Below are 21,738 nucleotides of genomic sequence, written 5' to 3'. Positions count from 1 at the left end.
GGAGAGGCCCATGTCCAGACGTTTGTTGACGATCGCCGGCGTCCTCCTGCTGCTGGTCTGCGGCGCATCGGCAGAGGCGCCGTCTCCGGAGGCGATGGACGCGGCGCGCAAGCTCGTCGTCACCTTGAAGATCTCCGACCAATACCGCGCAACTCTCCCGCAGCTCCTGCTCAAGCTCCGGCCCGTGGTCGCGCAGGACAGGCCGGAGATCGAGCGCGACTACGATGCGATGACGGCGCCGGGCTCCGACATCTATGCGCCGTTCTTCACCTCGATGATCGACCAGATTGCCGCCCTCTACGCGACCGCCTTCACGACGGACGAGCTGCGCCAGATCGAGGCGTTCTACGCGCTGCCGGCCGGACAGAAGTTTCTGGAGAAGTCGGACGGGCTGGTGCAGGCGAGCGCGCAGATCGGCCAGGACGTCAGCCAGAAAGCCGCCGACGAGCTGAAGCGCCGCCTGATCGAGGCGCTGCGCCAGAAGGGGCACAAGATGTAAGTGCTCCTTCAGTGGATCGCGGCGTACATGATCTTCTCTTCGGTCGCCTCCAGCGCCGAAAACTCCTCGACGACCTTGCCCTGGCGCGAGACCAGGATCCGGTCGGAGAGCGCCATGATCTCGGGCAGGTAGGATGAGATGACGACGACCGCCTTGCCCTCGTCGGCGAGCCGGTTGATCAGCTCGTGGATCTCGACGATGGCGCCGACATCGACGCCGCGGGTCGGCTCGTCGAAGATGATCAGGTCGGGCTCCTGCACCAGCGATTTCGCGATCACGACCTTCTGCTGGTTGCCGCCGGAGAGCTCGACCACCTTGCCGTGGTCGCCGATGGCGCGAACCCTGAGCTTCTCGATCCAGCTCTTGCCGACGGCATCAGTTTCCCGCCGCGACAGCATCATCCGACCGCTGGGAAATTTCGACAGCAGGCCGAGATAGATGTTGCGCCCGATCGAGGCGGTCTCGAAGAAACCCTCGACTTTGCGGTCTTCGGTCACATAGGCAATGCCGGCCTTGACCGCCGGCGCCGGCACCCGGTAGCGCACCGGCTTGTCGTGCAGCAAGATCTCGCCGCCATGGAAGAAGTCGCGCTTCAGCACACCGGCGACGATCTTGAAGGTTTCGGTGCGGCCGGCGCCGACGAGGCCGAACACGCCGGTGATCTGCCCCGCGAACACCGACAGCGAATTGTTCTTCACCATCGGAGCCATCTTCAGGTTCTGCACCGTGAGCACGCGCGCGCCGGCCGGCCGCACGCTGCTCTTGCGCGCGCCGTAGAGCGTGTTGGAGAGGTCGCGCCCCACCATGGCCTGCACGATCGCGGCACGGTCGAATTTGGCGGCATCGTCGGTGACGACATGCTTGCCGTCGCGCAGCACCGTGATGCGGTCGGCCAGCAGCAGCGCCTCCTCGAGCGCATGCGAGATGAAGACGATCGAGACGCCACGCTTCTTGAGGTCGCGAACGAGATCGAAGAAATATTTCTTCTCCTCCGGCGTCAGCGACGCGGTCGGCTCGTCGAAGATGATGACCTTGGCGCGGTGCAGCACCGCGCGGGCGATCTCGACCATCTGCTTCTTGGCCGCGCCAAGTCCGCTGACGGTCGCGGTCGGTGTGACGTCGAAATTGAGCGATTGCAGAAACTGCTGCGCGGCGATGTAGATGCCGCGCAGGCGGTTGTAGAATTTCTCTTGCCCGAGGAACAGGTTCTGCGCCACCGTCATGGTCGGCACCAGGCTATTCTCCTGGAAAACCATGGCGATGCCGAGATTGCGCGCCTCCAGCGGCGTCTTCGGCGCGACGTCGGCGCCGTCGATCGTCATCGCGCCCGAGGTCAGCGTCACCACGCCCGCCATCACCTTGGTCAGGGTCGACTTGCCGGCGCCGTTCTCGCCGACCAGCGCATGGATCTCGCCGCGACGGAGCTCGAAATCGACGCCGTCGATGGCGGGGACGCCGGCATAGAGTTTTGTCGCCTTGCGCAGCGAGAGCACGACGTCGCTCATGGGCGAAACTCCTCGGCAAGTCCGCTCAGCGGCAGTCTCAGGACACGGCCCGGTCCCTTGGCGATCAGGATGAGATCGTCGCCCATCTCGATGGCCGCGACGATGCCGTGATTGATGCCGTCGACCCGGCTGTGTAGCGAATAGAGCGGCTGGCCGTCGGCATCGAGGCGGATGATGAGGCCATAGGAGCGCGGCGGCGCCCACGGCTTGATGACGCCCATGGTCTTGATGTGGGCGCCCTGCATCGGCTCCTTGAACGACAAGCCGGAGCGCAAGCGCGGCGCAACCCAATATTCCGGGGCGATCTCCGCCATCATGCGGCGCCGGTAGCCGGGCTCGCGCAGCACGAACTCAACGAGCTGGGTGCGCGCGGTGAAGGCGGTGAGCCAGTAGCCGCCGCCAGAAGCCTTGGATAGCCGCGACGGATAGACGGGGAGGTGAGCGAGCACCGCGCGCGGCGCTGCTCCAGGCGCTAAGAGCACGAGGCGATGACGCCAGCTCTCGCTGACCAGCGTGCCCTCGCCATGGGCGCAGGCGCCGAAGGCGTAACCGAGCCCCTGGGCCAATCGTGTGACGGTCTTGCCGGCGGGATCGAGCCGGTAGACGCGGCCGCTCCGGTTGAGCTCCAGCAGATCGCGCGCCCAGTCGTCGACGCCGCAATTGGCGGACCCATCTGTCGCGATCAGGGTGTTGTCTTCCGCCAGCGCGAGCGCGTTGATCGCATTGAACGCTGCATCGGCAAACGTCACGCTTGGCTGCACGGCCGTGGGACTCGGATAGAGCCGCACCTCGCGCCCGCCGAGCGCGACGGCAAGACCGCCGCCGGGAAGAACGCATAGCGCCGAGATCTGCCGCTCGAAGCTGCGCACGTCCGAGGCCGAACCGCCGTTCAGGGACAACAGCCTCCGCCCGTCGGCGAGAAAGAGGTTGTGGCCGTCGGTGGCGAGATCTTCCGGCGCCTCGCAGGTGAGCAAGGTCTCGGCAGCTTCGAGCTTCTGGTTCGGCTTCAGCGCGCCGTCGAAGGACGGCACGGTGATGGTGGCGTCGCCGCGTCCGAGAAAGCGGTTGGCGAACTCTCTGACGGCAGCGATCACGACAGCTTCCCCCATCGCTTGTCATACTGGACGAAGGTCGGATCGGCGTTGTCGAGCTTGTAGCGGCCGATCCGGTTGTTCAGGATGCCGCCGAGATAGAGATAGCCGCGATGCTCACGCATCGAGGTGATCATCGGGTGGTTCTCGCCGTGCAGGTCCCAGAACGATTCGACGATTCTGCCCTGCTCGTTGAACTTGACCACGCAGCCGGTGTTGATGTTGGGGAACAGCCATTCGTCGACCGGCACGCGCTTGGCCATGCGGCGCCGGAAGCCTGGCATCTTCCAGGCGAGGTCGAGTGAGGGGCTGCGCATGCCGACCAGCGCCAGCCAGTAATTGCCGTCGGAAGCGAGATTGATGTTGTCGGGGTAGCCCGGCAGATTGTCCATGACCACCTCGACCGCGCCCTTCTTCGGCCCCGCGAACCAATAGCGCTTGATCGAGCAGCCAAACGTCTCGGCGAACAGGATCGACTGGCCGTCGCTGGCGACGCAGATGCCGTTGGGGAATTTGAGGCCGCGCAGCTCGGTGCGTGTCGTCCCGGTCTTGGTGTCGTAGGAGATGATGCGGCCGTTGCCGCGCGCTTCCAGCCCGTCGATCGGCCATTCGTCCATCTCGTAGCGCACCGTCGCCTCGGAGAAGAAGATCAGGCCGTCGTCGGTGATGTCGAGATCGTCGGCGAGCCGCAGGCGGCTGTCGTCGTTGACCGAGCGCAGGCTGCGGTTGGTCTCGTCGGTCGCCTTCTCCACCGTGCCATCCGGCTTGATGCGATAGAGCCCCATGCCGCCGATGCAGGCGTAGAGATTGTCCTCCCGGTCGAACGCCATGCCGAGCGGCTGGCCGCCGATATGGGCGAACACCTCCATCTTCTGGTAGTCGGGCGCGAGAAAGCGCATGATGTCGCCGTGACGTGAGCCGGCATAGAGATTGTCGTGGCGATCGAGGATGACGTCCTCCGGCGCCTCGATGCGGCCGAGGCCGATCGACTCGACGTGACGCAGCTTGTCGTTCTGCTCGAACGGCCCGCCTTGTCCGATCTCGGTCGGCGGCGGGGGCGGCAGCGCGTGGTAGGTCGGCGCGACATAGACCTTGCTGATGATGCGGGTCCGGTTCTTCTGCCAGCGGATGTCCACCATCGCGGCGACAAGCAGGATGCCAGCCAGCGCCATGCGGTTAACGCCACCGCGCGCATTCATGGTCGTGAGACCATTGGTGATCAGGAGCACGATCAGCACGCCGACGGCCGATTTGGCGACCGAGCCCTTGCCGCCACCAAGCGTGATGCCGCCGAGCACGGTCGCGGTCAGCACGATGACCTCGAGGCCAACGCCGATGTCGCCGCCGACGGTGCCGAGGCGGGACGCGAAGAACAGCGCGCCGATGCTGGTCAGCACACCGCTTGCGACATAACAGAGCGCAATGGTGCGGCGAACGGGAATGCCGGAATTGTAAGCCGAGCGGCGCGAGCCGCCGATCGCGGTAATGTGCCAGCCCGGACGCAGCCGGGTCATGAAGATATGACCAAAGACGGCGATGACGATGTAGGCAAGCGCCACGGTCGGAATGCCGAAGATGCTGCCGCCGCCGATGAAATCCCAGGACGGGATGTCGGGGAAGGCCGACGCGATCGCGTTGGAGTAGCGCTGGATCAGGAGATCATAGGCCGAGCGGTAGATGATCAGGGTGATCAACGTGGTGATGAAGGCGCGCAGCCGCAGATATCCGACCAGGATGCCGTTGACGGCACCAAGCAGCGCGCCGCAGAGCAGCGTGGCGACGACCACCGCCGGAACTGGCCAGCCCGCGACGTCGAGCAAATAGAGCGCGCAGAAATCCGTCAGTGCGAAGATCGAACCAACAGACAGATCGATGCCGCCGACGATGACGACCAGCGCCAGCCCGAGCGCGATGAAGCCGATCTCTCCGGCCTGGCGCGCGGTGTCGGCAAGGCTCGCCGGCGACAGGAAGTTGTCGATGGATCGGCTGAATGCGAAGCCAACGATGAGGAGCAGGATGACCGGGATGGCCGTCTCGGTCCATCGCTTGGACAGGATTTCGCCGAGCAGATGATCCGGCCAGTAGCGGTAACGCAGGCTTGTCAGGGTATCGCGCATCGGCATTCCAGCAGGGAGGGGAACTGTTGGGAGCGAGATCCCCGGGCTTTGATGTCCTGGGATCTCGCGCGTCAGCGTCGGACTATTTCTTCAGGTCGCTGAGATTCCAGCAGGCCGTGGCACTGTCGGCGTTCTCCTTGGTGATCGGAATCAGCGTGGTGTATTCCGAGCCCTTGACCGAGCCGGGCTTGGCGCCCGACGACAGCAGCCATTTGATCGTGCCTGCCATCTGCGCCGCCTGGGTCGGAACGTCGTAGCTCATGTTGAGGTCGAACGCGCCGGACTTCACCAGCTCGCAGGCGCCCTTGCGCTCGCCGCCGCCCGATGTGGCGAGGAACACTTTTCCGGTGAGGCCCGCTTCCTTGACCGCGGCAGCGGTGCCGATGTCCATGCCGTCCCAGAAGCCGACGATGCCGCAGAGATCGGGATTCTGCTTCAACACCGTCTGCGTGATCGCCTTGGCCTTGGCGGCGTCCCAATCGGCGGCCTGGCTCGACACCACCTTGATCTCGGGATGCTTGGCGAGCACGTTCTCGACGCCCTTGAGCGTGTATGCGCTCGCGGCGGCCGAGAGCGCACCCTGGATGATCGCGATCTTGTTCGACTTGCCCTCGCAGGCCTTGACCACCCCTTCGGTCTGGCGTTCACCGATCTCGACCCAGTTGGCGCCGACGAAGGCCGAGCTGCGATACGCGGAGCCCATGTTGATCTGGATGACGTAGATGCCTTCGTTCTCGGCGCGCTGCAGCAGCTTGGCGTAGGTCTGCACGTCCGGATTATGCACCACCATCACCGCCGGCTTCTCGGAGATCAGCGATGTGACGGCCTGCGCGCCGGCGTTGGTGTTCCAGTTGGCGTCGCGGATCACGAACTTGACGCCGAACGGCTCGAGCTCCTTCTTCAGCCCGGCATACCAGCCCTCGGTGAGGTCGAAGTTCATCGCTACCGGCACATAGGCCACGGTCTTGCCGGCGAGAGCCTCCTTGAACGGCTTCTGGAACGGCTCGTCCAGGCCCTGCTGGGCCAGAGCCGGTGCGGTCATTGCCGAGAGAGCCAGTGCGGCCAGAGCCGCCTTTGTCGGATTGCCAAGATGTTTCATTGCGTCCTCCTTGGTTATGGTTGTCGTTCTTGCCGCTCGTTCAGATATCGCCCTGTTGCGCCGTTTCTTCGTTGCGCGGATTCAGGAAGGAATCCGTGATGACGGCGAGCAGCAGGACCACGCCCTTGATGAGATTTTGGCCGGCGTAGGAGATGTCCATGATGGTCATGCCGTTGAGCATGGTGCCGATCAGGAGCGTGCCGATGATGACGTTCAGCACGCCGCCGCGTCCGCCTGATAGCCCGATGCCACCCAGCACGACGACGAGGATGACGTCGTAGATCAGCGTCGAGTTGAAGACGCGGGTCGGCATCGAATTGACCGACGCGGCCATCACCAGGCCGGCGAAGCAGCCGATCAGCGCGGCGACCACATATTGCAGCACGATGATCGGGCGCGACGGGATGCCGGTGACACGTGCGGCATAGGGATTGTCGCCGATCGCGTAGATATAGGCGCCCCAGCGGGTCTGGCGCAGCAGGACAGCGACCACGATGCAGGCGATCGCGAACATCACGATCGAGGTCGGGATGCCGAGAATGGTGCCCTGTCCGAGCCGCTCGAAGCCGTTCATGCCCGGGCTCCACTGCACGACGTCGAGCTGGAACAGCGCGGCCTGCCCCAGGCCGGCGAGCAATAGCCCAGTTGCGAGTGTCGCAAACAGCGAGGGGACCTCGGCATAAGCGATCAGCCAGCCATTGATGAGGCCGAAGGCGATCGTGAGCAGCACCGCGGTCAGCAGCGAGAACGGCAGCGAATGACCGTTCTGCACCATCTGAAGCACGAGCCCCGGGGGCACCGCGAGCGCCGCGATCAGCGAGATGTCGATGCCGCGGCCGATCACGACGATCGCCATGGCAAGCCCGAGGATGCCGAGCACAGCCACGTTTTGAAGCAGCGTCAGCATGTTGTCTGCCGTCAGAAAGCCGTTCAGGAAGATCGAGAACACCAGGAACAGCAGCGCGAAGACGGCGAAGACGATCTCTTGTTGATTGAACCGGAAACGCTGCATCGCCTGGTCTTTCCCGCGTTCTATGGGTGCGCCATCTGCTTTGGCCTCGCGCGCGCCCCGGCGGACGCGCGTCCGCTGATGCGGCTATCACCCGACACTGCGGCGCTCACGAAGTTGCCGACGCCGTCGATGTAGCCGTCGATCGAGGTACCGCGCTTGCGGTACTTGGCGCGCTTCACGTACCAGTCCTGGAGCAGCGGCTTGATCAGCGACGCCGTCAGCCTGACATGGTCGATCGCGAAGGCGCCGCTGGCGACGCCCTGCCGGAGGACGTCGGCGATGATCTTCTCGGTGGTGGCTTCCATGTCGATCGCGCGCTGGCGTTCTGCCGGCGGAAAGGATTTCGCCTCCATGAAGGCGAACACGAACCAGGGCTGCATCGCCTCGCTCATGCGGATGTGGGTCGCGATGATCCAGTCGAGGTGCCTGTGGGCATCATTCCTGACGTCGTCGGGCGGCGTCGTCAGCACCTCGGTCGCGGTTGCCGCGACCTCGCCAAGGATCATCGACAGCAGCCGGGGCTTGCTGTCGATATAGGTATAGAGGCCGCCCATGCTGAGGCCGGAGGCCTCCGCGAGCTGGCGCAGCGTCGTGGCGTGAAAACCCTGCTTGTTGGAGAGTGTGAGGGTGGCGTCGATGATGCGGGCGAGATTTGCGACGGCAAGACGCGGCTTCTGGACGCGGATGGAGTCGCGATGGCGCTCCAGAATGCGCGCGCACAGCGCTTCTGTCGAAAACGCGTTGGTCCAAGGTCGTCGGCGCGCGAGATTCACGCTGCCTCCCCAAATGTCGTCCCGGACCTTTTGCCGTTGTTATTGATCCAGGCGTGGGCTTTGCGCCCTTGTCCTCATTCCTAGCGCACAGAGTGGCCGTCGGAAAAGGGGGCCGACCGGAATTTTCTGAGAGAGCGCTCGCTCGTTTTTTCCGCGGGATGCAATGTCGTGGACCTGCCCCACGAAGCGTGGCAGGTCCGCGATGGAGGCAGAGCTCACTTCACGAGCGGGCAGCCGCCGTCCTTCAGCGGGCGGAAGGCCTGGTCGGCGGGAACCTCGGCGAGCAGCTTGTAATAATCCCACGGGCCCTTGGATTCCTCGGGCTTCTTGACCTGGAACAGGAACATGCTGTGCACCATGCGGCCGTCCTCACGCAGGATGCCATTGTCGGTGAAGGCATCCTTCACCGGCATCTCGCGCATCTTGGCCATCACGGTCTTGGTGTCCTTGGTGCCGGCAGCCTGCACCGCCTTCAGGTAGTGCAGCGTCGCGCTGTAGGTCGCGGCCTGGTTCATCGTCGGCATGCGCTTGACGCGCTCCAAGAAGCGCTTGCCGAAGGCACGGGTCTTGTCGTTGAGGTCCCAGTAATAGGCCTCGGTGATGATCAGGCCCTGTGCGAGCTTCAGCCCCAGGCTGTGCACGTCGGAGATGAACATCACGATCGCGGCCAGGTTCTGGCCGCCGGCGACGATGCCGAACTCGCCAGCCTGCTTGATCGCGTTGATGGTGTCGCCGCCGCCATTGGCAAGCCCGATGATCTTGGCCTTGGAGGCCTGGGCCTGAAGCAGGAAGGACGAGAAGTCAGCCGTGTTGAGCGGGTGCTTGACGCTGCCGAGCACCTTGCCGCCGGCGGCCCTCACGACGTCGCCGGTGTCGCGCTCGATGGAATGGCCGAACACGTAGTCGGCGGTGAGGAAGAACCAGCTGTCGCCGCCGTTCTTGACGATGGCGCTGCCCACCGTGTGGGCGTTGGAATAGGTGTCGTAGGTCCAGTGCGCGGTATAGGGCGAGCAGGATTTTCCGGTGATGTCGGAACTTGCGGCATCGGTGACGATCATTACCTTCTCGTACTGCTTCGACAGCTCCATCACCGCGAGCGCGGTGGCCGAGGTCGGCAGGTCGATGATCATGTCGACGCCCTCGGTCTCCCACCACTTTCGCGCGATGGTGGAGGCGACATCGGGCTTGTTGAGCGCGTCGGCCGAGACCATGTCGATCGGCCTGCCGAACATCTGTCCGCCAAAATCCTCGATCGCCATCTTGGTGGCTTCGACATTCCCCTGGCCGCCGATGTCGGAATAGACCGAGGAGAAATCGGAGAGCACGCCGATCTTGAGCGGGGTCTGCTGGGCGGACGATGGATAGACGAAAAGCGCAGATAGCAGCCCGGCCGCAAAGGCGGCGCGCGCGATCCGATACATGACATTTCCCCCGATATTATTGTTGGTGCACCATCCCAAGCTTGCCCCGGCGAAGGGACAATTCTTGCGTCATGGCGCCAGCGTGCGGCCAATTTGACGCGGTCGACAGTGCCGACTACGCTTCGCGCAAACATGAAAGGCGCGTCGATGCGAGGTCCGGATGGACGTTGAGGACAGGCGTTGCGCGGATTGCAAATTCCAGGGGGACGGAAATGTCGAGCGACATCGCAGCCACCATCTCGAAAGCCCGCGAGCACTCCATCGGCGATCTCCTGCGCCGCTCGGCGGGCCGCGAGCCGGCCAAGCTCGCGGTGAGCTGCGGCAATGTGAGCTGGACCTTCGCCGAGATGGACGCGATCTGTAACCGGCTTGGCCGCGGCCTGCTCGGCCTCGGCGTCAAGAAGGGCGATCGCCTCGCTGTGCTTTCGCGCAACTCGCACGCCTTTGCCGCGCTGCGTTTTGCGGTGGCGCGGATCGGCGCGGTGCTGGTGCCGATCAACTTCATGCTCAACCCGGACGAGATCAACTTCATCCTGAAAAGCTCCGGTGCCAAGCTGCTGGCAACTGGCCCGGATTTCGTCGAGCCGGCGCGCGCGGCCAGCGCCAAGGATTGCGCCGTCGAGAAGGTGATCTGGCTACCGGGCGAGGATCCCGCTACGGCGCCAGCGGGCCTCACTACGTTCGACGACCTGCTCGCCGCTGACAGTTCGTTCCTGGAGGCGTCCGTCGACAGCCGCGATCTCGCGCAAATCGTCTACACCAGCGGCACGGAATCGCTGCCCAAGGGGGCGATGCTGACGCATGAGGCCGTGATGTGGCAGTATGTCAGCTGCGTCATCGACGGCGGCATGAGCGCGCACGACAAATTCCTGCACGCGCTGCCGCTCTATCATTGCGCCCAGCTCGACGTGTTTCTCGGGCCTCAGATTTATCTCGGCGCCTCCGGCGTGATCACGGGCAAGCCGACCGCCGACAACATTCTGGCGCTGATCCAGGCGCACAAGATCACGTCGTTCTTTGCGCCGCCGACGATCTGGATCGCGATGCTGCGCTCGCCGAATTTCGACAAGACCGACCTGTCGACGCTCGAGAAGGGCTATTACGGCGCCTCGATCATGCCGGTGGAGGTTCTGCTCGAGCTCCAGCGCCGCCTGCCGAATGTCAAGTTCTGGAATTTCTACGGCCAGACCGAGATCGCGCCGCTCGCGACCGTACTGCGCCCGGAGGATCAGCTACGTAAGGCCGGCTCGGCCGGCAAGCCGGTGCTCAATGTCGAGACACGCGTGGTCAACACGGCGATGGAGAACGTGAAAGTCGGCGAAGTTGGCGAGATCGTGCACCGCTCGCCGCATCTGCTCTCCGGCTATTACAACGATCCCGTCAAGACCGCGGCGGCGTTTTCCGGCGGCTGGTTTCACTCCGGCGATCTCGCCACCGTCGATGCCGAAGGCCACATCACTGTCGTCGACCGCGTCAAGGACATGATCAAGACCGGCGGCGAGAATGTCGCGAGTCGCGAGGTCGAGGAGATGGTCTATCGCATCCCTGCGGTCTCCGAGGTTGCCGTCGTCGGCCTGCCCGATCCGCGCTGGATCGAAGCGGTCACCGCGATCGTCGTGGTCAAGACCGGCGAGAGGCTCGACGAGGAAGCCGTCATCAAGCACTGCGCCGGCCAGATGGCGCATTTCAAGGTGCCGAAGCGCGTCATCTTCGTCGACAGCCTGCCGAAGAATCCGAGCGGCAAGCTGCTCAAGCGCGAGCTGCGCCAGCGCTTCGTTGGCAGCGCGACGCTCGACAAGGCGGTCCAGAAAAGTTTTGGGGCGTGAGGCGGGTCGCCTCTCAATACTTCTTCACGTGCGCGCCGAATGCCAGCCACAGCGCCATTGACGCCAGGCCGAAGGCGCCGAGCAGCAGGAAGGTCGGGCCATAGCCGATCCATTGCGCGATCCAGCCGCCGAGCGCGGGACTGAGGCTTGCGCCGACGCCCTGCACGGTAATGACGGCCCCCTGGCCGAGATTGATGCGGCCGGTGCCGTCGAGCGAGCGCGCGACCATGCCGGGGACGGCGACCGTCTGAAGCCCGGTGCCGATGCCGTCGAGCACCTGCACGGGCACGACGCCCCACCAGCCGCCGAGGAAATACGCCAGTACGCCGCGGATTGGCAGGAACATGAAGGAGACCAGGATCACCGGCCAGTAGTTGCGTTTCCCAGCGACTTGCATGCCGACCAGGGACGTCACGATCATCACGCCCTGCGCAATCACGACAATGGTCGCGACGAAGCTTGGGCCATTGGCTTGGCCCGCGCTCACAGCGGCGAGGCCGTAGAGGGGTACGATTGCCGCGTTGCCGAGATGGAAGATGGCCAATGCTAGTGCCAGCACAAGCAGCGGCTTGTGCTTGAAGAGAACGGACAGACCTGCCGGCGGGTTTTTGCTCTCATCCTCGTTGCTGCCGCGAGCCTGGCGGTCATCAATGGCCTTGGCCGGAATCATCAATATGCAAGCGACGGCGACGGCGCCGAAGACGGCAGCCAAAACAAACACCCAGACGTAGCCGAATTTGTAGCCGAGATAGCCCGATAGCGCTGCGCCGACCATGTTGCCGGCGTGGTTGAAGGCCTGGTTGCGTCCGTTCAGCGCATTGAAGCCCTTTTGTTTGGCGATGCCGAGGCTGATACCTGTGACCGCCGGCACGATCGCGGCGCTCGCGAGCGATTGCGCGACTTGCGAGAATGTCACCGCCCAGAAATTTTGCGAGATCAGGATGATCGCAGAGGCAAGCACCACGCAGGCGCCGGGAATGACGACCCAGAGGCGCTTGTTGCGGCTGGAATCGATGAAGCCGCCGATCGGCGTCGTGACCAGCATGCCCGCGACATTGCCGATCGTCATTGCCGTCCCGATCAATCCGCTGGCCCAGCCGCGCTCCTGAAGGAATACGCCGACGAAGGGGCCGATGCCCGACTGCATGTCGGCCATAAAGAAATTGACCGCGTACAGGGGCCAGATGCGGGATGGGGCGGGGCGCGATGTCATCGAGACGCTGAACGTGTTCCGATCGAAAGTCTCGTGCGGCACGGAAATCGCCGGCCCATTGTGCCGGTGCTGATCAGTACGTAACATGCGCGCGTCGCGTTGGTTCCGTCCCGCGTGATCTGGAGCACCACCATGCCCCTCTGGACCTGCGAAACCTGCGGCGCGCAATTCCCGGACAGCGAAAAGCCACCCGCGTCCTGTCCGATCTGCGAGGACGAACGGCAGTTCGTTGGATGGAAAGGGCAAATCTCTCTTACTCGCGAGGCGTTGGCCGAAAAACATTGCCTGGTCTGGCGAGACGATCTGGGTCTTACCGGCATCGCACTTGAGCCGAGCTTTGCCATCGGTCAGCGTGCGTTATTGGTGCCGCTTGGCGACGGCTACGTCATGTGGGATTGCGTACCGCTGGCGACGCCGGAGGCGATCGCGCACATCCGGTCGCTCGGCGGGTTGAAGGCGATCGCGATCTCGCACCCGCATTATTATGGCGCGCTCGCCGACTGGAGCGATGCCTTCGGCGGCATCCCCGTCTATCTCCATGCGGACGATCGTGAATGGGTGACGCGTCCGCATCCCAAGATCGAACACTGGACGGGCGACAGGCTTCGCATCTCCGACGACCTCCTGCTGCTACGTACCGGCGGGCATTTCGCGGGAGCCACCATGCTGCACGACGCACGCGCGGCCGACGGCAAGGGTGCGCTCCTCACCGGCGACATCGCTCAGGTGACGATGGACCGCCGCTTTGTCAGCTTCATGTACTCCTATCCGAACTACATGCCGCTGAATGCCGCCGCGGTAAGGCGGATCTCGGCTGCGGTCGAGCCGCTCGCATTCGATCGCATCTACGGCGCCTGGTGGGGCCGTAACATCGCGACGGGGGCCAAGGCCGCGTTCAGCGCGTCGGTGGTGCGATATATCGCGGCCATTGCCTGAGCCGCGCGGCTGCCCAGACTCCGTTTGCTTTCACCTAATAACTGTACTATAGGTACATTTATTAGGTGCGACGCAACGATGCGTCTGCGGGCTCGGCACGATCAATGCATCGTCCAGATCGTGCCGCGTTCTGCGGCCGTTTAAGCGGGAACCGGGCGAATGCCAGAGCGTGACTACGAGACCTTCGAGGCCGGCAACGTCACGCTTCAATCCGGCACGGTCTTCCCTGCGCTCAAGCTCGCCTACAAGACCTACGGCATGCTGAACCCGGCCAAGGACAACGTCATCCTCTATCCGACCTCGTTCAGCGCGCAGCATTACGACACCGAATGGCTGATCCAGCCTGGTGGTGTGCTTGATCCCGAGCGTTACTTCGTCATTATCCCGAACCTGTTCGGCAACGGCCTGTCGTCATCGCCGTCGAATACCACCGTGCCGTTTCCGAGCATCACCTATCACGACGTCATCGCCGCCCAGCACCGGCTGCTCACCGAGCGGTTCGGCATTACAAAACTGGCAATGGTCTATGGCTGGTCGATGGGCGGCATGCAGGCCTTTCATTGGGCGGCGCTGCATCCCGACATGGTCGAGCGCGCCGCCGTGGTCTGCGGCAGCGCGCGTTGCGCGCCCTACAACCATGTCTTCCTTGAAGGCGTGAAGGCCGCGCTGACCGCCGATCCCGCCTTTCGCGATGGCCGCTTCGTCGAAAAGCCCGTCGCGGGCTTTCGCGCGATGGGGCGGGTCTATGCCGGCTGGGCGATGTCGCATGCATTCTATCGCGACGAGGTCTGGCGCGAGGCGGGATTCACCTCGCTCGAGGATTATCTCGTGCGGGCCTGGGACGCGACTTTTGCGCGGCGGGACGCCAATGACCTGCTGGCGCAGATCGCGATCTGGCAGAACGGCGACGTCAGCAGCTGCGCAGCCTTCGGCGGCGATTTCGACGGTGCGCTGGCGGCGATCAAGGCGCACATGTTGCTGATGCCTGGCGGCACCGATCGCTATTTCGACGTCCGCGACAATGAGGACGAGCTTGGCAAGCTCACCAACGCGACATCCGCCGTGCTGCGTCCCATTCCGTCGGTGCATGGCCATCGCGCCGGCAACCCCGTCAACAATCCGCGCGATTTCGCCTTCCTCAAGGCGGAGATCGCGGCCCTCCTCAGCAACTAGGCAGGTCCATCATGAGTGACGCAATCATCTCGGAACCCGGCCATCGCTTGAAGCCGCTGACCCCGGCGATGCTGCGCGAATTGTCGGTGCGCTCCAACCTCAGGGGCGCCACGCAAAGCCTCGGTCATTACGGCCTGGTCGTGCTGATCGGCGCGCTGGTCTGGAAGGTCTCATCGAGCTATGGCGTGCTCTGGGCCTTGCCGCTGATGGTGGTGCAGGGCTATTTCGTCGCCTTCCTGTTCATGGCGGTACACGAGACCGCGCACAAGACGGCCTTCAGGAGTCGCGGACTCAATCTCGCGGTCGGCTATCTCTCGGGCTTCATCATCGGCTTGCCGTACGAATATTACTGCCTGTTTCACTGGGATCATCACCGTTACACGCAGGATCTCGAGAAGGACCCGGAGCTGATTGTTGGTGTGAAGCCAAAATCCGGTACCCAGCTTGCGCTTGCCTATAGCGGCCTGCTCCAGGTCGCGGGCCGTCTCTGGCTGATGCTCGGCCACGCCGTGACGGGCAAGGTCGTTGTGCCCTGGATCCCCGAGAACAAGCGCGGCACTATCGCGACCGAAGCGCGCGCCTATGTCGTTCTCTATGCCCTGCTGCTCGCGCTTTCGCTGTGGTTTTCCTCTGCGCTGCTGCTCTGGGTCTGGATCGTGCCGGTGATCGTCGGGCAGTTCTTCCTGCGGCCCTATCTCTATGCCGAGCATACCGGCTGCGAGCGCACCCGCAGCGCCTTCGAGAACACCCGCACCACCTATACCGGCGCGCTGGTCAAATGGTTCACGTGGAACATGCCCTATCACGTCGAGCACCACGCCTATCCCTCGATCCCGTTTCACGCGCTGCCGAAGCTGAACGCAATCGTCGATGGCGAGATCGTCTATCGCGGCCGCGGCTATATCAGAACGACGCGCGAGACCTGGGCCTGGTTTCGCCGACAGCGGCAGGCCGGATAAGAAGGTGAGTATCAACGCGCAAAGCCCCGATCGCGCAGCGATCGGAGCTTTGTCGTGAGTTCACGATATCAGTAGATCCCGTAGGCGCAGACATTCACGACGCGGACGCGCAGGCCGTGGCGGGTCTGGACGACGCGCTCCTGGTAGCAGTTGTTGATGCCGGTGTTGACGTAGACGCCGCCAAAGCCCCAACCGGGGCCCCAGTAATGGTGGAAGCCGTGGGCCGACGCTGCGGTGGGCGCGAGAGCAGCAGCGCCGAGCGACCCGGCAGCGATCAGACCAAGAGCAAGCTTACGAAACATATTCTCATTCTCCAGTGTGGCGCGAGGCCGTTGTTGTGTCCCTGCCTCTCGGTCGAGCCCAAGCGTGATTGCGTTCACACAGCGACTGGAGAATCGTGTTTCAGGATTGTTTCGTAGGCGCCGGTGATTGACAGCCGTCAGGCCTTGCACGCCGCGCGCTTTGCATCGTGCGACGACGATGCGCGATAGCGTGCAGCCATCGCCTGCACCAGCTCCGCCATCTTCTCGCGGAGATCGGCGGGCTCCAGCACTTCGGCCTCGCTCCCGAGCCGCAGCAATTCGGCCGCCGCATGCCACGACGTCTTGCCAGTCGGGATTCTGGCGATGCGCCATCCGTCAGCGTCAGTGGTCTCTTCAATCTGCGTGCGTGTCCTGACATAAGGCTGGCTCAGCGCATCGAGCAGCTTGACGCCGAGCGGAGACAGCCGCACGACCGCGACGTTCGGATGCATCTCGGCCTCGAGACGCAGTGTCGCCGCCTGCCAATAGGCGGCGAGATCGAAATCGGCGGGGCGATCGAAGCGGTCGTCGAGCGCCGTGCAATCGAGCACGCGCGCGACGCGGTAGGTGCGCACGCTGCCATCGACTTGGCCCGCGAGATACCAGCTGCCGCCCTTGAGCACGAGTCCGAGCGGCGCGACTCGGCGCTGCTTCTCCGCGCGCCAGCTCTGGTAGCGGATTTTTATCAGCGTCCCGCGGAGGGCCGCGCCGGCAATCGTGCGCAGATGTTTGGGTTGTTCCGCTTCGCCGAACCAGCCCGGCGCATCCAGATGAAAACGCTCCTGCATCCGTCCGGCATCTTCGCGCAAGTTCTCGGGCAGTGCCGCCATCAATTTGTTCTGCGCGGCGATCATCGCGGCGTCCAGCCCGAGCGCAGCCGCAGGTCCTGGCAGGCCGGCGAGGAACAACGCTCCAGCTTCGCTCTGCGACAAGCCGTTGAGCCGCACGCGATAACCGTCGAGCAGGCGATAGCCGCCCTCGGCACCGCGGTCGGCATAGACCGGCACGCCGGAGGTCGCGAGCGCATCGATGTCGCGATAGATCGTGCGCACCGAGACCTCGCAGGCCTCCGCCAGTTCAGGTGCGGTGATCTGGCCCCTGGCCTGGAGGGTGGTGAGGATCGACAGCATCCGGCTCGCGCGCATGATCCCTTAAACCATACCTGACACAAGATGTCAGGTATGGTCGGCTATAGTTTTGCGCGACGCAAGCCGGCTAGATGGGAGATTCGCCATGACCGATCCGAACCGCATCACGCTGTATTACTCGCCGCAGAGCCGCGCCACCGGGGCGCGGATTCTGCTCGAGGAACTGGGGGCGCCCTATGATCTCCAAATCCTCAACATGAAGGCCGGCGAGCAGCGCGGGCCTGCTTACCTCGCCATCAATCCGCTCGGCAAGGTGCCGGCGATCCATCACCGAGGGGAGCTCGTGACCGAGCAGGTCGCGATTTTTATCTACCTTGCCGACCTGTTCCCGCAGGGCGGGCTCACGCCCGCGCTCAATGATCCCCTGCGCGGTCCCTATCTACGCTGGATCGCCTATTACGGCTCTTCGTTCGAGCCGGCCTTGATCGACAAGTTCATGCAGCGCGAGCCCGCCCCGATCACGCAATCGCCCTATGCCGATTACGACACCATGCTGGGCGCGCTCGAGGCGCAGCTCGCCAGGGGACCGTATCTGCTCGGTGAGCGCATGACGGCCGCCGATATCCTGTGGGGCGTCGCGTTCAGCTGGACGATGATGTTCGGCATCGTGCCGAAGAAGGACGTCTTTGTCCGCTACGCCGAGCGGATCACGTCGCGGCCTGCGTTTCAGCGCATCAGTGCCGCGGATGCCGAGATGGCGGCGCAGCATGCTGCGGTTGTTGGCGGCTGAGGGCGCGCCGCTCAAAACCGCGGCGGTCGCTTCTCCGCGAACGCCTTGATGCCTTCCTTGATCTCGTCGCCGCGCATGCTGTCGCGGTGGCGCCGGTCGGCGGCAGCCTCATCCAGTTCGCCCCGGGCGAATTCGTTGATGGCGCGCTTCATGCCGCGCATCGCGTTCGGCGCGTTGCCGGCGAGGATATTGGCGAGCTTGTCGACTTCCTCGTCGAGATATTCCACCGCCACCGTGGCGGTGAGGTAGCCGATCCGCAGCATCTCCGGCGCACTGATCTTCTGCGCGGTCAGGAACAGCTTCTTCGCATTGTCGACACCGAGCCGCGTCACATAGCGTTTGATGCCGCTCCGGTAATAGTGCAGTCCGAGCCGCGCCGCCGGCATGAACATCTCGGCGGTGTCGACGCCGATGCGGAAATCGCAGGCCAGCGCGAGATCGGTCGAACCGCCATAGACACCGCCATTGAGCCGGCAGATCGTCGGCACGCCGAGATCCTCCAGCCGGTTGACGACCACCTCGAACGCCGAACCCGCGCTCTGCTGCTCGTTGGCATCGACAGCGCGCTCCGCGACCGAGTTGAGGTCGTAGCCGGCCGAGAAGGCGCGTCCGGTCCCGGTGAGCACCAGCACGCGGATGGCGGGATCGGCCTCGATCCGGTCGAACAGCTTGAGGAGCTCGCCGAGATCTTCGGCCTGGAGCCGGTTCAGATGCTTGGGGCGGTTGAGGCGGATGGTGGCCCGCGCGCCGTCGATTTCGAGCACGGGCGGGGTTGCCGCCTCTGTTGCGTCCGACATTCCTGTCTCCATTTACTTGTTTTCGAGCGCGCGCCGTTTTGCCTCGGCGTCGATGGTCTCGGCGAGATCGGGGTGCCGTGCCATCAGCACGCGGAAGTCGACGAGGTCGAGCACCAGCAGCCGCGACACTTTCGTGGTCGAGACATTGGCGCCGCGCATGTTGTTGCCGAGCAGCGCCATCTCGCCGAAGAACGCACCCTCGCCGAGCTGCACCTTCTTGCCCGGCAGGTCGACCTCGACCTCGCCGGCGGCGATGAAATACATGCAGTCGCCCTGCTGCCCCTTCCGGATGATCGTGATGCGCGGGGGCAGCTCCATGGTCCGCAGCATGTGGGTGACGTCGGCGATCGCCGCCGGCCCTAGCGCTGCAAAGAACGGCACCTTGCTCACGGATTCCCAGGTCTTCAGGAAATTGTCGCGGCGTGTCTCGGCCGCAAATCCGGTCGCCAGGATGCCGGTCCACAGGCCGAATACGCCGAGGCCCGAAATCATCACCAGCGCCGCAACGATGCGGCCGAGCGGCGTCACCGGCACGACGTCGCCATAACCCGTGGTCGTCAGCGTGACCACTGCCCACCACAGCGCGGCGGGGACGCTGCCAAAGGTCTGCGGCTGCACGTCCCGCTCCAGGAAATATTCAGCGACGGATGCGAGCAAAACCACCATCAGGAAGATCACGAGCACGCTGATCAGCGGGCCCGATTCGAACACCAGCACGCGGCGGAGCTGCCGCAGACCTGGAATGCCCGGCACCACCTTCAGCACCCAGAGCACGCACAGCAGCCAGGCCGTCTTGGGCTCTGCGCCGAGGATCAGCGCGACCGGCACGGCCAGGGCCCCAACCGCATCGACCAACCCGGCCGAGGAGGACATGTAGAGTGCCAGCCGCCGTTGCCGCGTCATGTGGCGCAGCCGAACCAGCCATTCGAACACGAAATAGGCGAGACTGGCCCACAGCAGGAGATCGACCCAGCGGTGCGCCGTCTCATAGGCCGGGTTGAGCGTCAGCAGCACCATGCTGAGCACGCCGACGGTCACCGCCACGTAGGCCGCCTTGGTCATGTTGCGGCCGGCCGTGGCGGCCAAGAATTGGGCCAGAGCGGGAATCATCGGCTTGGGCATGCGGGACGGCGCTCGGTTCTGGGTCTAGCGGTCCCCGGGTGGGACTTCGGCGCCAAAGTGCCTGCCCGCACTGGGGCCGTCAACGACGGGGCACGGATACTCGGTGTGGCGGTTGAGGCAGTGACGGTCTAAGCCATCATCTGAAATGAGGTGGTTCGTCGTAACCGCGCCGGCCGCTCAAAAACAGCAGCATCATCAAGCCGATGCCGACAACCACTGAGAACGCCGCGCCCAGTGCCAGTGCGACGTAACTTTCCGTCGAGATCGGATCGCCCTCGGCCGTCATCGCCGAATAGGCGAAATAACCTACCGCAACCAGCATTCCCAGCAAGATGATGAGAAGGAGCATGCGCATGGCGCGTCCTCCGGTTTGGCCGGAAGAAACAACGGTTAGGTATGGGAAACGGTTCCCGGACGGGCACAGCGATTTGCTTAAGAGGCTGGCGCGCCCGGTTTCGCGGCACCAACCGATAGGTCAGGCACTCTGCGCTGTCTTCACCACCACCACATTGCTGTCCTCGGGCGGGGGGAGGGCGGCGGGGGCGGCGATCTTGTCGAACTCACCGGCATGGCGCTTGAGGTAGTCGCGGCGCATGCCGATCTCGTCGCGGACGAATTCATAGCCCAGCTTGAAGGTGTCGAGCCCGTCGGTACTGATCGTTCCGTCTCGCAAGCCTATGACCGCGCCGCGCAAAATGCTCTCAAGCTCGTCCTGAAGACATTCGATCTGATCCAGCGAATGGGCGTGCTCGATGCGCTCGCCGATACAGAGGATGGCGGTGGAGAGCTCGCTGGCCTTCTCCGGCGCGATCCGGGTGATCTTGGCGTAGATGGCTGCGAAGATCGAGCCGATGACGCTGAGCGCGGCGGCGCCCAGATACATCATGTCGCTGTACTTATCCATGAACGACTTGGTGTCGTCGTTGATGTAGTCGGCGGCTCCCTGATGCGCCATCACGAAGGCGTCCTTCTCGACTGAAGCCGGCTCGATGTGGGTGGCGAAGCCGCTGTCGAGCCCAAGCGCCGACTTGTTCTCGTAGACAATGCGCGCGATATCGCCGGCGGTCGTCGCCGACATCTTGGACTGGGCGACGAGGAGCCATTCGAGCCCGATCGTATCGAGATCGTCGTCGGGAATCTCGGGTGAGGCCGACAGCGTGCCGGCGGTCAGCGTCTCATCGGAAATGCCCGGGAATTTGCGCGCCAGCGCCTTGGCTTCGTCGATCGCGTTCAGCGTGAAGCCGCCACGTTTAGCCACCTGCTCATAGGCCTTGTCCCGCACCGCCTTCGAGGCGTGGACCACGGCGATCACCGCGCTGAAGCCGCTGGCCGGCGCAAGCAGCTTGTCTAGGGTTGCGCCCTGCGGCGCCATCTGGATCTTCGCGGCGTCCGGACCGTCGGGAATGTCGAGGATGCTGCGGACGAAGGCGAGCGAAGCGTCGCTCTCGGCGAGGACCGCGACCTTTTTTTTCTTCAGCTCGGCAAGCGACTTGATCTTCTTGTTGCCGGGACCGAGCAGGAGCACGAGATCGTGTTCGAGGATCGCGAGCGTCCGCGCCCGCGGCGGCACCTTGGCATCGGTGCGCAGGACGGCGAGATCGGCCTGTCTGCGGTCGAACTGGGCGAGAGCCTTGGCATTGTCTGCGTTGTTGACGACCTTGATGCGGAAGCGCGAGGCGTTGTTCTTCAGCACGGCGGCGAGCTTGGCCGCGAACAGCGCCTCGTCGCTGTTGGGGGCGCCGACGGCAAAGGTCAGCGTCTCCGAATTGTGCACCATGGCGCGGCCGGCCCAGACGGTGGCGAGCGACAATAGCAGGGTCAGCACGACGTACAGCAGAACCTGCTGCTGATTGGTCTTGATCACCTTGGGGCGCCGGGGCGGCGGGAGCTCGGTCGACGAGGTCGGGCCTTCAGCACTCATGTCAGCACTCTGGCCTTATTCCTAATGTTGCGGGCGACACCGTCATTTGCCGGTCGGCACGCGCTCGATAATACGTAAGCGCCTGAAAAAAGTA

General features: G+C 64.1%; 20 protein-coding genes. 6 read left to right on the top strand and 14 right to left on the bottom strand.

Features of this window, described 5'->3' with window-relative positions; translation table 11 throughout:
- The first annotated feature begins 10 nt into the window (after window positions 1-10).
- On the top strand, window positions 11-499 hold the full coding sequence (locus IC761_RS33455) for a DUF2059 domain-containing protein (RefSeq protein ID WP_195800874.1): 489 nt from the start codon (window positions 11-13) through the stop codon (window positions 497-499).
- Between the two features lie 8 nt (window positions 500-507).
- Here the strand turns inward: IC761_RS33455 and IC761_RS33450 are convergent, their stop codons facing one another.
- The 7 genes from IC761_RS33450 to IC761_RS33420 form a co-directional block, all read right to left on the bottom strand.
- Entirely contained in the window at window positions 508-2,004 is a 1,497-nt protein-coding gene (locus IC761_RS33450) for a sugar ABC transporter ATP-binding protein (protein WP_195800873.1), read from the bottom strand.
- On the bottom strand, window positions 2,001-3,098 hold the full coding sequence (locus IC761_RS33445; protein ID WP_195800872.1) for an SMP-30/gluconolactonase/LRE family protein: 1,098 nt from the start codon (window positions 3,096-3,098) through the stop codon (window positions 2,001-2,003). The genes IC761_RS33450 and IC761_RS33445 overlap by 4 nt, the downstream gene beginning before the upstream one ends.
- On the bottom strand, window positions 3,095-5,218 hold the full coding sequence (locus IC761_RS33440; protein WP_195800871.1) for an ABC transporter permease: 2,124 nt from the start codon (window positions 5,216-5,218) through the stop codon (window positions 3,095-3,097). Before IC761_RS33440 ends, IC761_RS33445 begins: the two co-directional genes overlap by 4 nt.
- Window positions 5,219-5,294: 76 nt before the next feature.
- Window positions 5,295-6,311, bottom strand: a complete 1,017-nt coding sequence (locus IC761_RS33435) for a sugar ABC transporter substrate-binding protein (protein WP_195800870.1) — start codon at window positions 6,309-6,311, stop codon at window positions 5,295-5,297.
- Between the two features lie 40 nt (window positions 6,312-6,351).
- The gene (locus IC761_RS33430) at window positions 6,352-7,323 is read right to left on the bottom strand and encodes an ABC transporter permease (protein WP_195800869.1); all 972 of its coding nucleotides are present in this window, start codon (window positions 7,321-7,323) and stop codon (window positions 6,352-6,354) included.
- A gap of 20 nt (window positions 7,324-7,343) precedes the next feature.
- On the bottom strand, window positions 7,344-8,096 hold the full coding sequence (locus IC761_RS33425) for a TetR/AcrR family transcriptional regulator (protein WP_195800868.1): 753 nt from the start codon (window positions 8,094-8,096) through the stop codon (window positions 7,344-7,346).
- Between the two features lie 215 nt (window positions 8,097-8,311).
- Window positions 8,312-9,517 (bottom strand): ABC transporter substrate-binding protein, encoded by a 1,206-nt coding sequence (locus IC761_RS33420; protein WP_195800867.1) that lies wholly within the window; start codon window positions 9,515-9,517, stop codon window positions 8,312-8,314.
- 212 nt (window positions 9,518-9,729) lie between these two features.
- Here IC761_RS33420 and IC761_RS33415 point away from each other — a divergent pair, with 212 nt between their 5' ends.
- Window positions 9,730-11,343, top strand: coding sequence for an acyl-CoA synthetase (locus IC761_RS33415; protein ID WP_195800866.1), 1,614 nt, complete (start codon window positions 9,730-9,732; stop codon window positions 11,341-11,343).
- A gap of 13 nt (window positions 11,344-11,356) precedes the next feature.
- Here the strand turns inward: IC761_RS33415 and IC761_RS33410 are convergent, their stop codons facing one another.
- Complete coding sequence (locus tag IC761_RS33410) at window positions 11,357-12,556, bottom strand: MFS transporter (protein ID WP_195804857.1); 1,200 nt, start codon at window positions 12,554-12,556, stop codon at window positions 11,357-11,359.
- 132 nt (window positions 12,557-12,688) lie between these two features.
- On the opposite strand from IC761_RS33410, the gene IC761_RS33405 reads away from it, so the two are divergent.
- The 3 genes from IC761_RS33405 (at window position 12,689) to IC761_RS33395 (ending at window position 15,624) form a co-directional block, all read left to right on the top strand.
- Window positions 12,689-13,492 (top strand): MBL fold metallo-hydrolase, encoded by an 804-nt coding sequence (locus tag IC761_RS33405; RefSeq protein ID WP_195800865.1) that lies wholly within the window; start codon window positions 12,689-12,691, stop codon window positions 13,490-13,492.
- A 159-nt stretch (window positions 13,493-13,651) separates the two neighbouring features.
- Window positions 13,652-14,665: an alpha/beta fold hydrolase gene (locus tag IC761_RS33400; RefSeq protein ID WP_195800864.1), complete on the top strand. Its 1,014-nt coding sequence runs from the start codon at window positions 13,652-13,654 to the stop codon at window positions 14,663-14,665.
- Window positions 14,666-14,676: 11 nt separating this feature from the next.
- The gene (locus IC761_RS33395) at window positions 14,677-15,624 is read left to right on the top strand and encodes a fatty acid desaturase (RefSeq protein ID WP_195800863.1); all 948 of its coding nucleotides are present in this window, start codon (window positions 14,677-14,679) and stop codon (window positions 15,622-15,624) included.
- Window positions 15,625-15,692: 68 nt separating this feature from the next.
- Here the strand turns inward: IC761_RS33395 and IC761_RS33390 are convergent, their stop codons facing one another.
- On the bottom strand, window positions 15,693-15,926 hold the full coding sequence (locus tag IC761_RS33390; RefSeq protein WP_195800862.1) for a hypothetical protein: 234 nt from the start codon (window positions 15,924-15,926) through the stop codon (window positions 15,693-15,695).
- 137 nt (window positions 15,927-16,063) lie between these two features.
- Window positions 16,064-17,071, bottom strand: coding sequence for a helix-turn-helix transcriptional regulator (locus IC761_RS33385; RefSeq protein WP_195800861.1), 1,008 nt, complete (start codon window positions 17,069-17,071; stop codon window positions 16,064-16,066).
- 88 nt (window positions 17,072-17,159) lie between these two features.
- Between IC761_RS33385 and IC761_RS33380 the strand changes: the two genes are divergently transcribed.
- Complete coding sequence (locus tag IC761_RS33380) at window positions 17,160-17,804, top strand: glutathione S-transferase family protein (RefSeq protein ID WP_195800860.1); 645 nt, start codon at window positions 17,160-17,162, stop codon at window positions 17,802-17,804.
- Window positions 17,805-17,815: 11 nt separating this feature from the next.
- Here the strand turns inward: IC761_RS33380 and IC761_RS33375 are convergent, their stop codons facing one another.
- The 4 genes from IC761_RS33375 to IC761_RS33360 form a co-directional block, all read right to left on the bottom strand.
- The gene (locus IC761_RS33375) at window positions 17,816-18,601 is read right to left on the bottom strand and encodes an enoyl-CoA hydratase/isomerase family protein (protein WP_195800859.1); all 786 of its coding nucleotides are present in this window, start codon (window positions 18,599-18,601) and stop codon (window positions 17,816-17,818) included.
- Between the two features lie 12 nt (window positions 18,602-18,613).
- Entirely contained in the window at window positions 18,614-19,723 is a 1,110-nt protein-coding gene (locus IC761_RS33370) for a cyclic nucleotide-gated ion channel (protein ID WP_195800858.1), read from the bottom strand.
- Between the two features lie 136 nt (window positions 19,724-19,859).
- Entirely contained in the window at window positions 19,860-20,078 is a 219-nt protein-coding gene (locus tag IC761_RS33365; RefSeq protein ID WP_195800857.1) for a hypothetical protein, read from the bottom strand.
- A gap of 120 nt (window positions 20,079-20,198) precedes the next feature.
- Window positions 20,199-21,644, bottom strand: coding sequence for a TAXI family TRAP transporter solute-binding subunit (locus IC761_RS33360; RefSeq protein ID WP_195800856.1), 1,446 nt, complete (start codon window positions 21,642-21,644; stop codon window positions 20,199-20,201).
- Between the last annotated feature and the right edge of the window lie 94 nt (window positions 21,645-21,738).

Origin of the sequence: Bradyrhizobium commune (genome assembly GCF_015624505.1) — a bacterium.
GTDB lineage: Bacteria > Pseudomonadota > Alphaproteobacteria > Rhizobiales > Xanthobacteraceae > Bradyrhizobium > Bradyrhizobium commune.
Note: the sequence above shows the minus strand (reverse complement) of the source record. Positions and strands in the feature narration are given on the sequence as shown.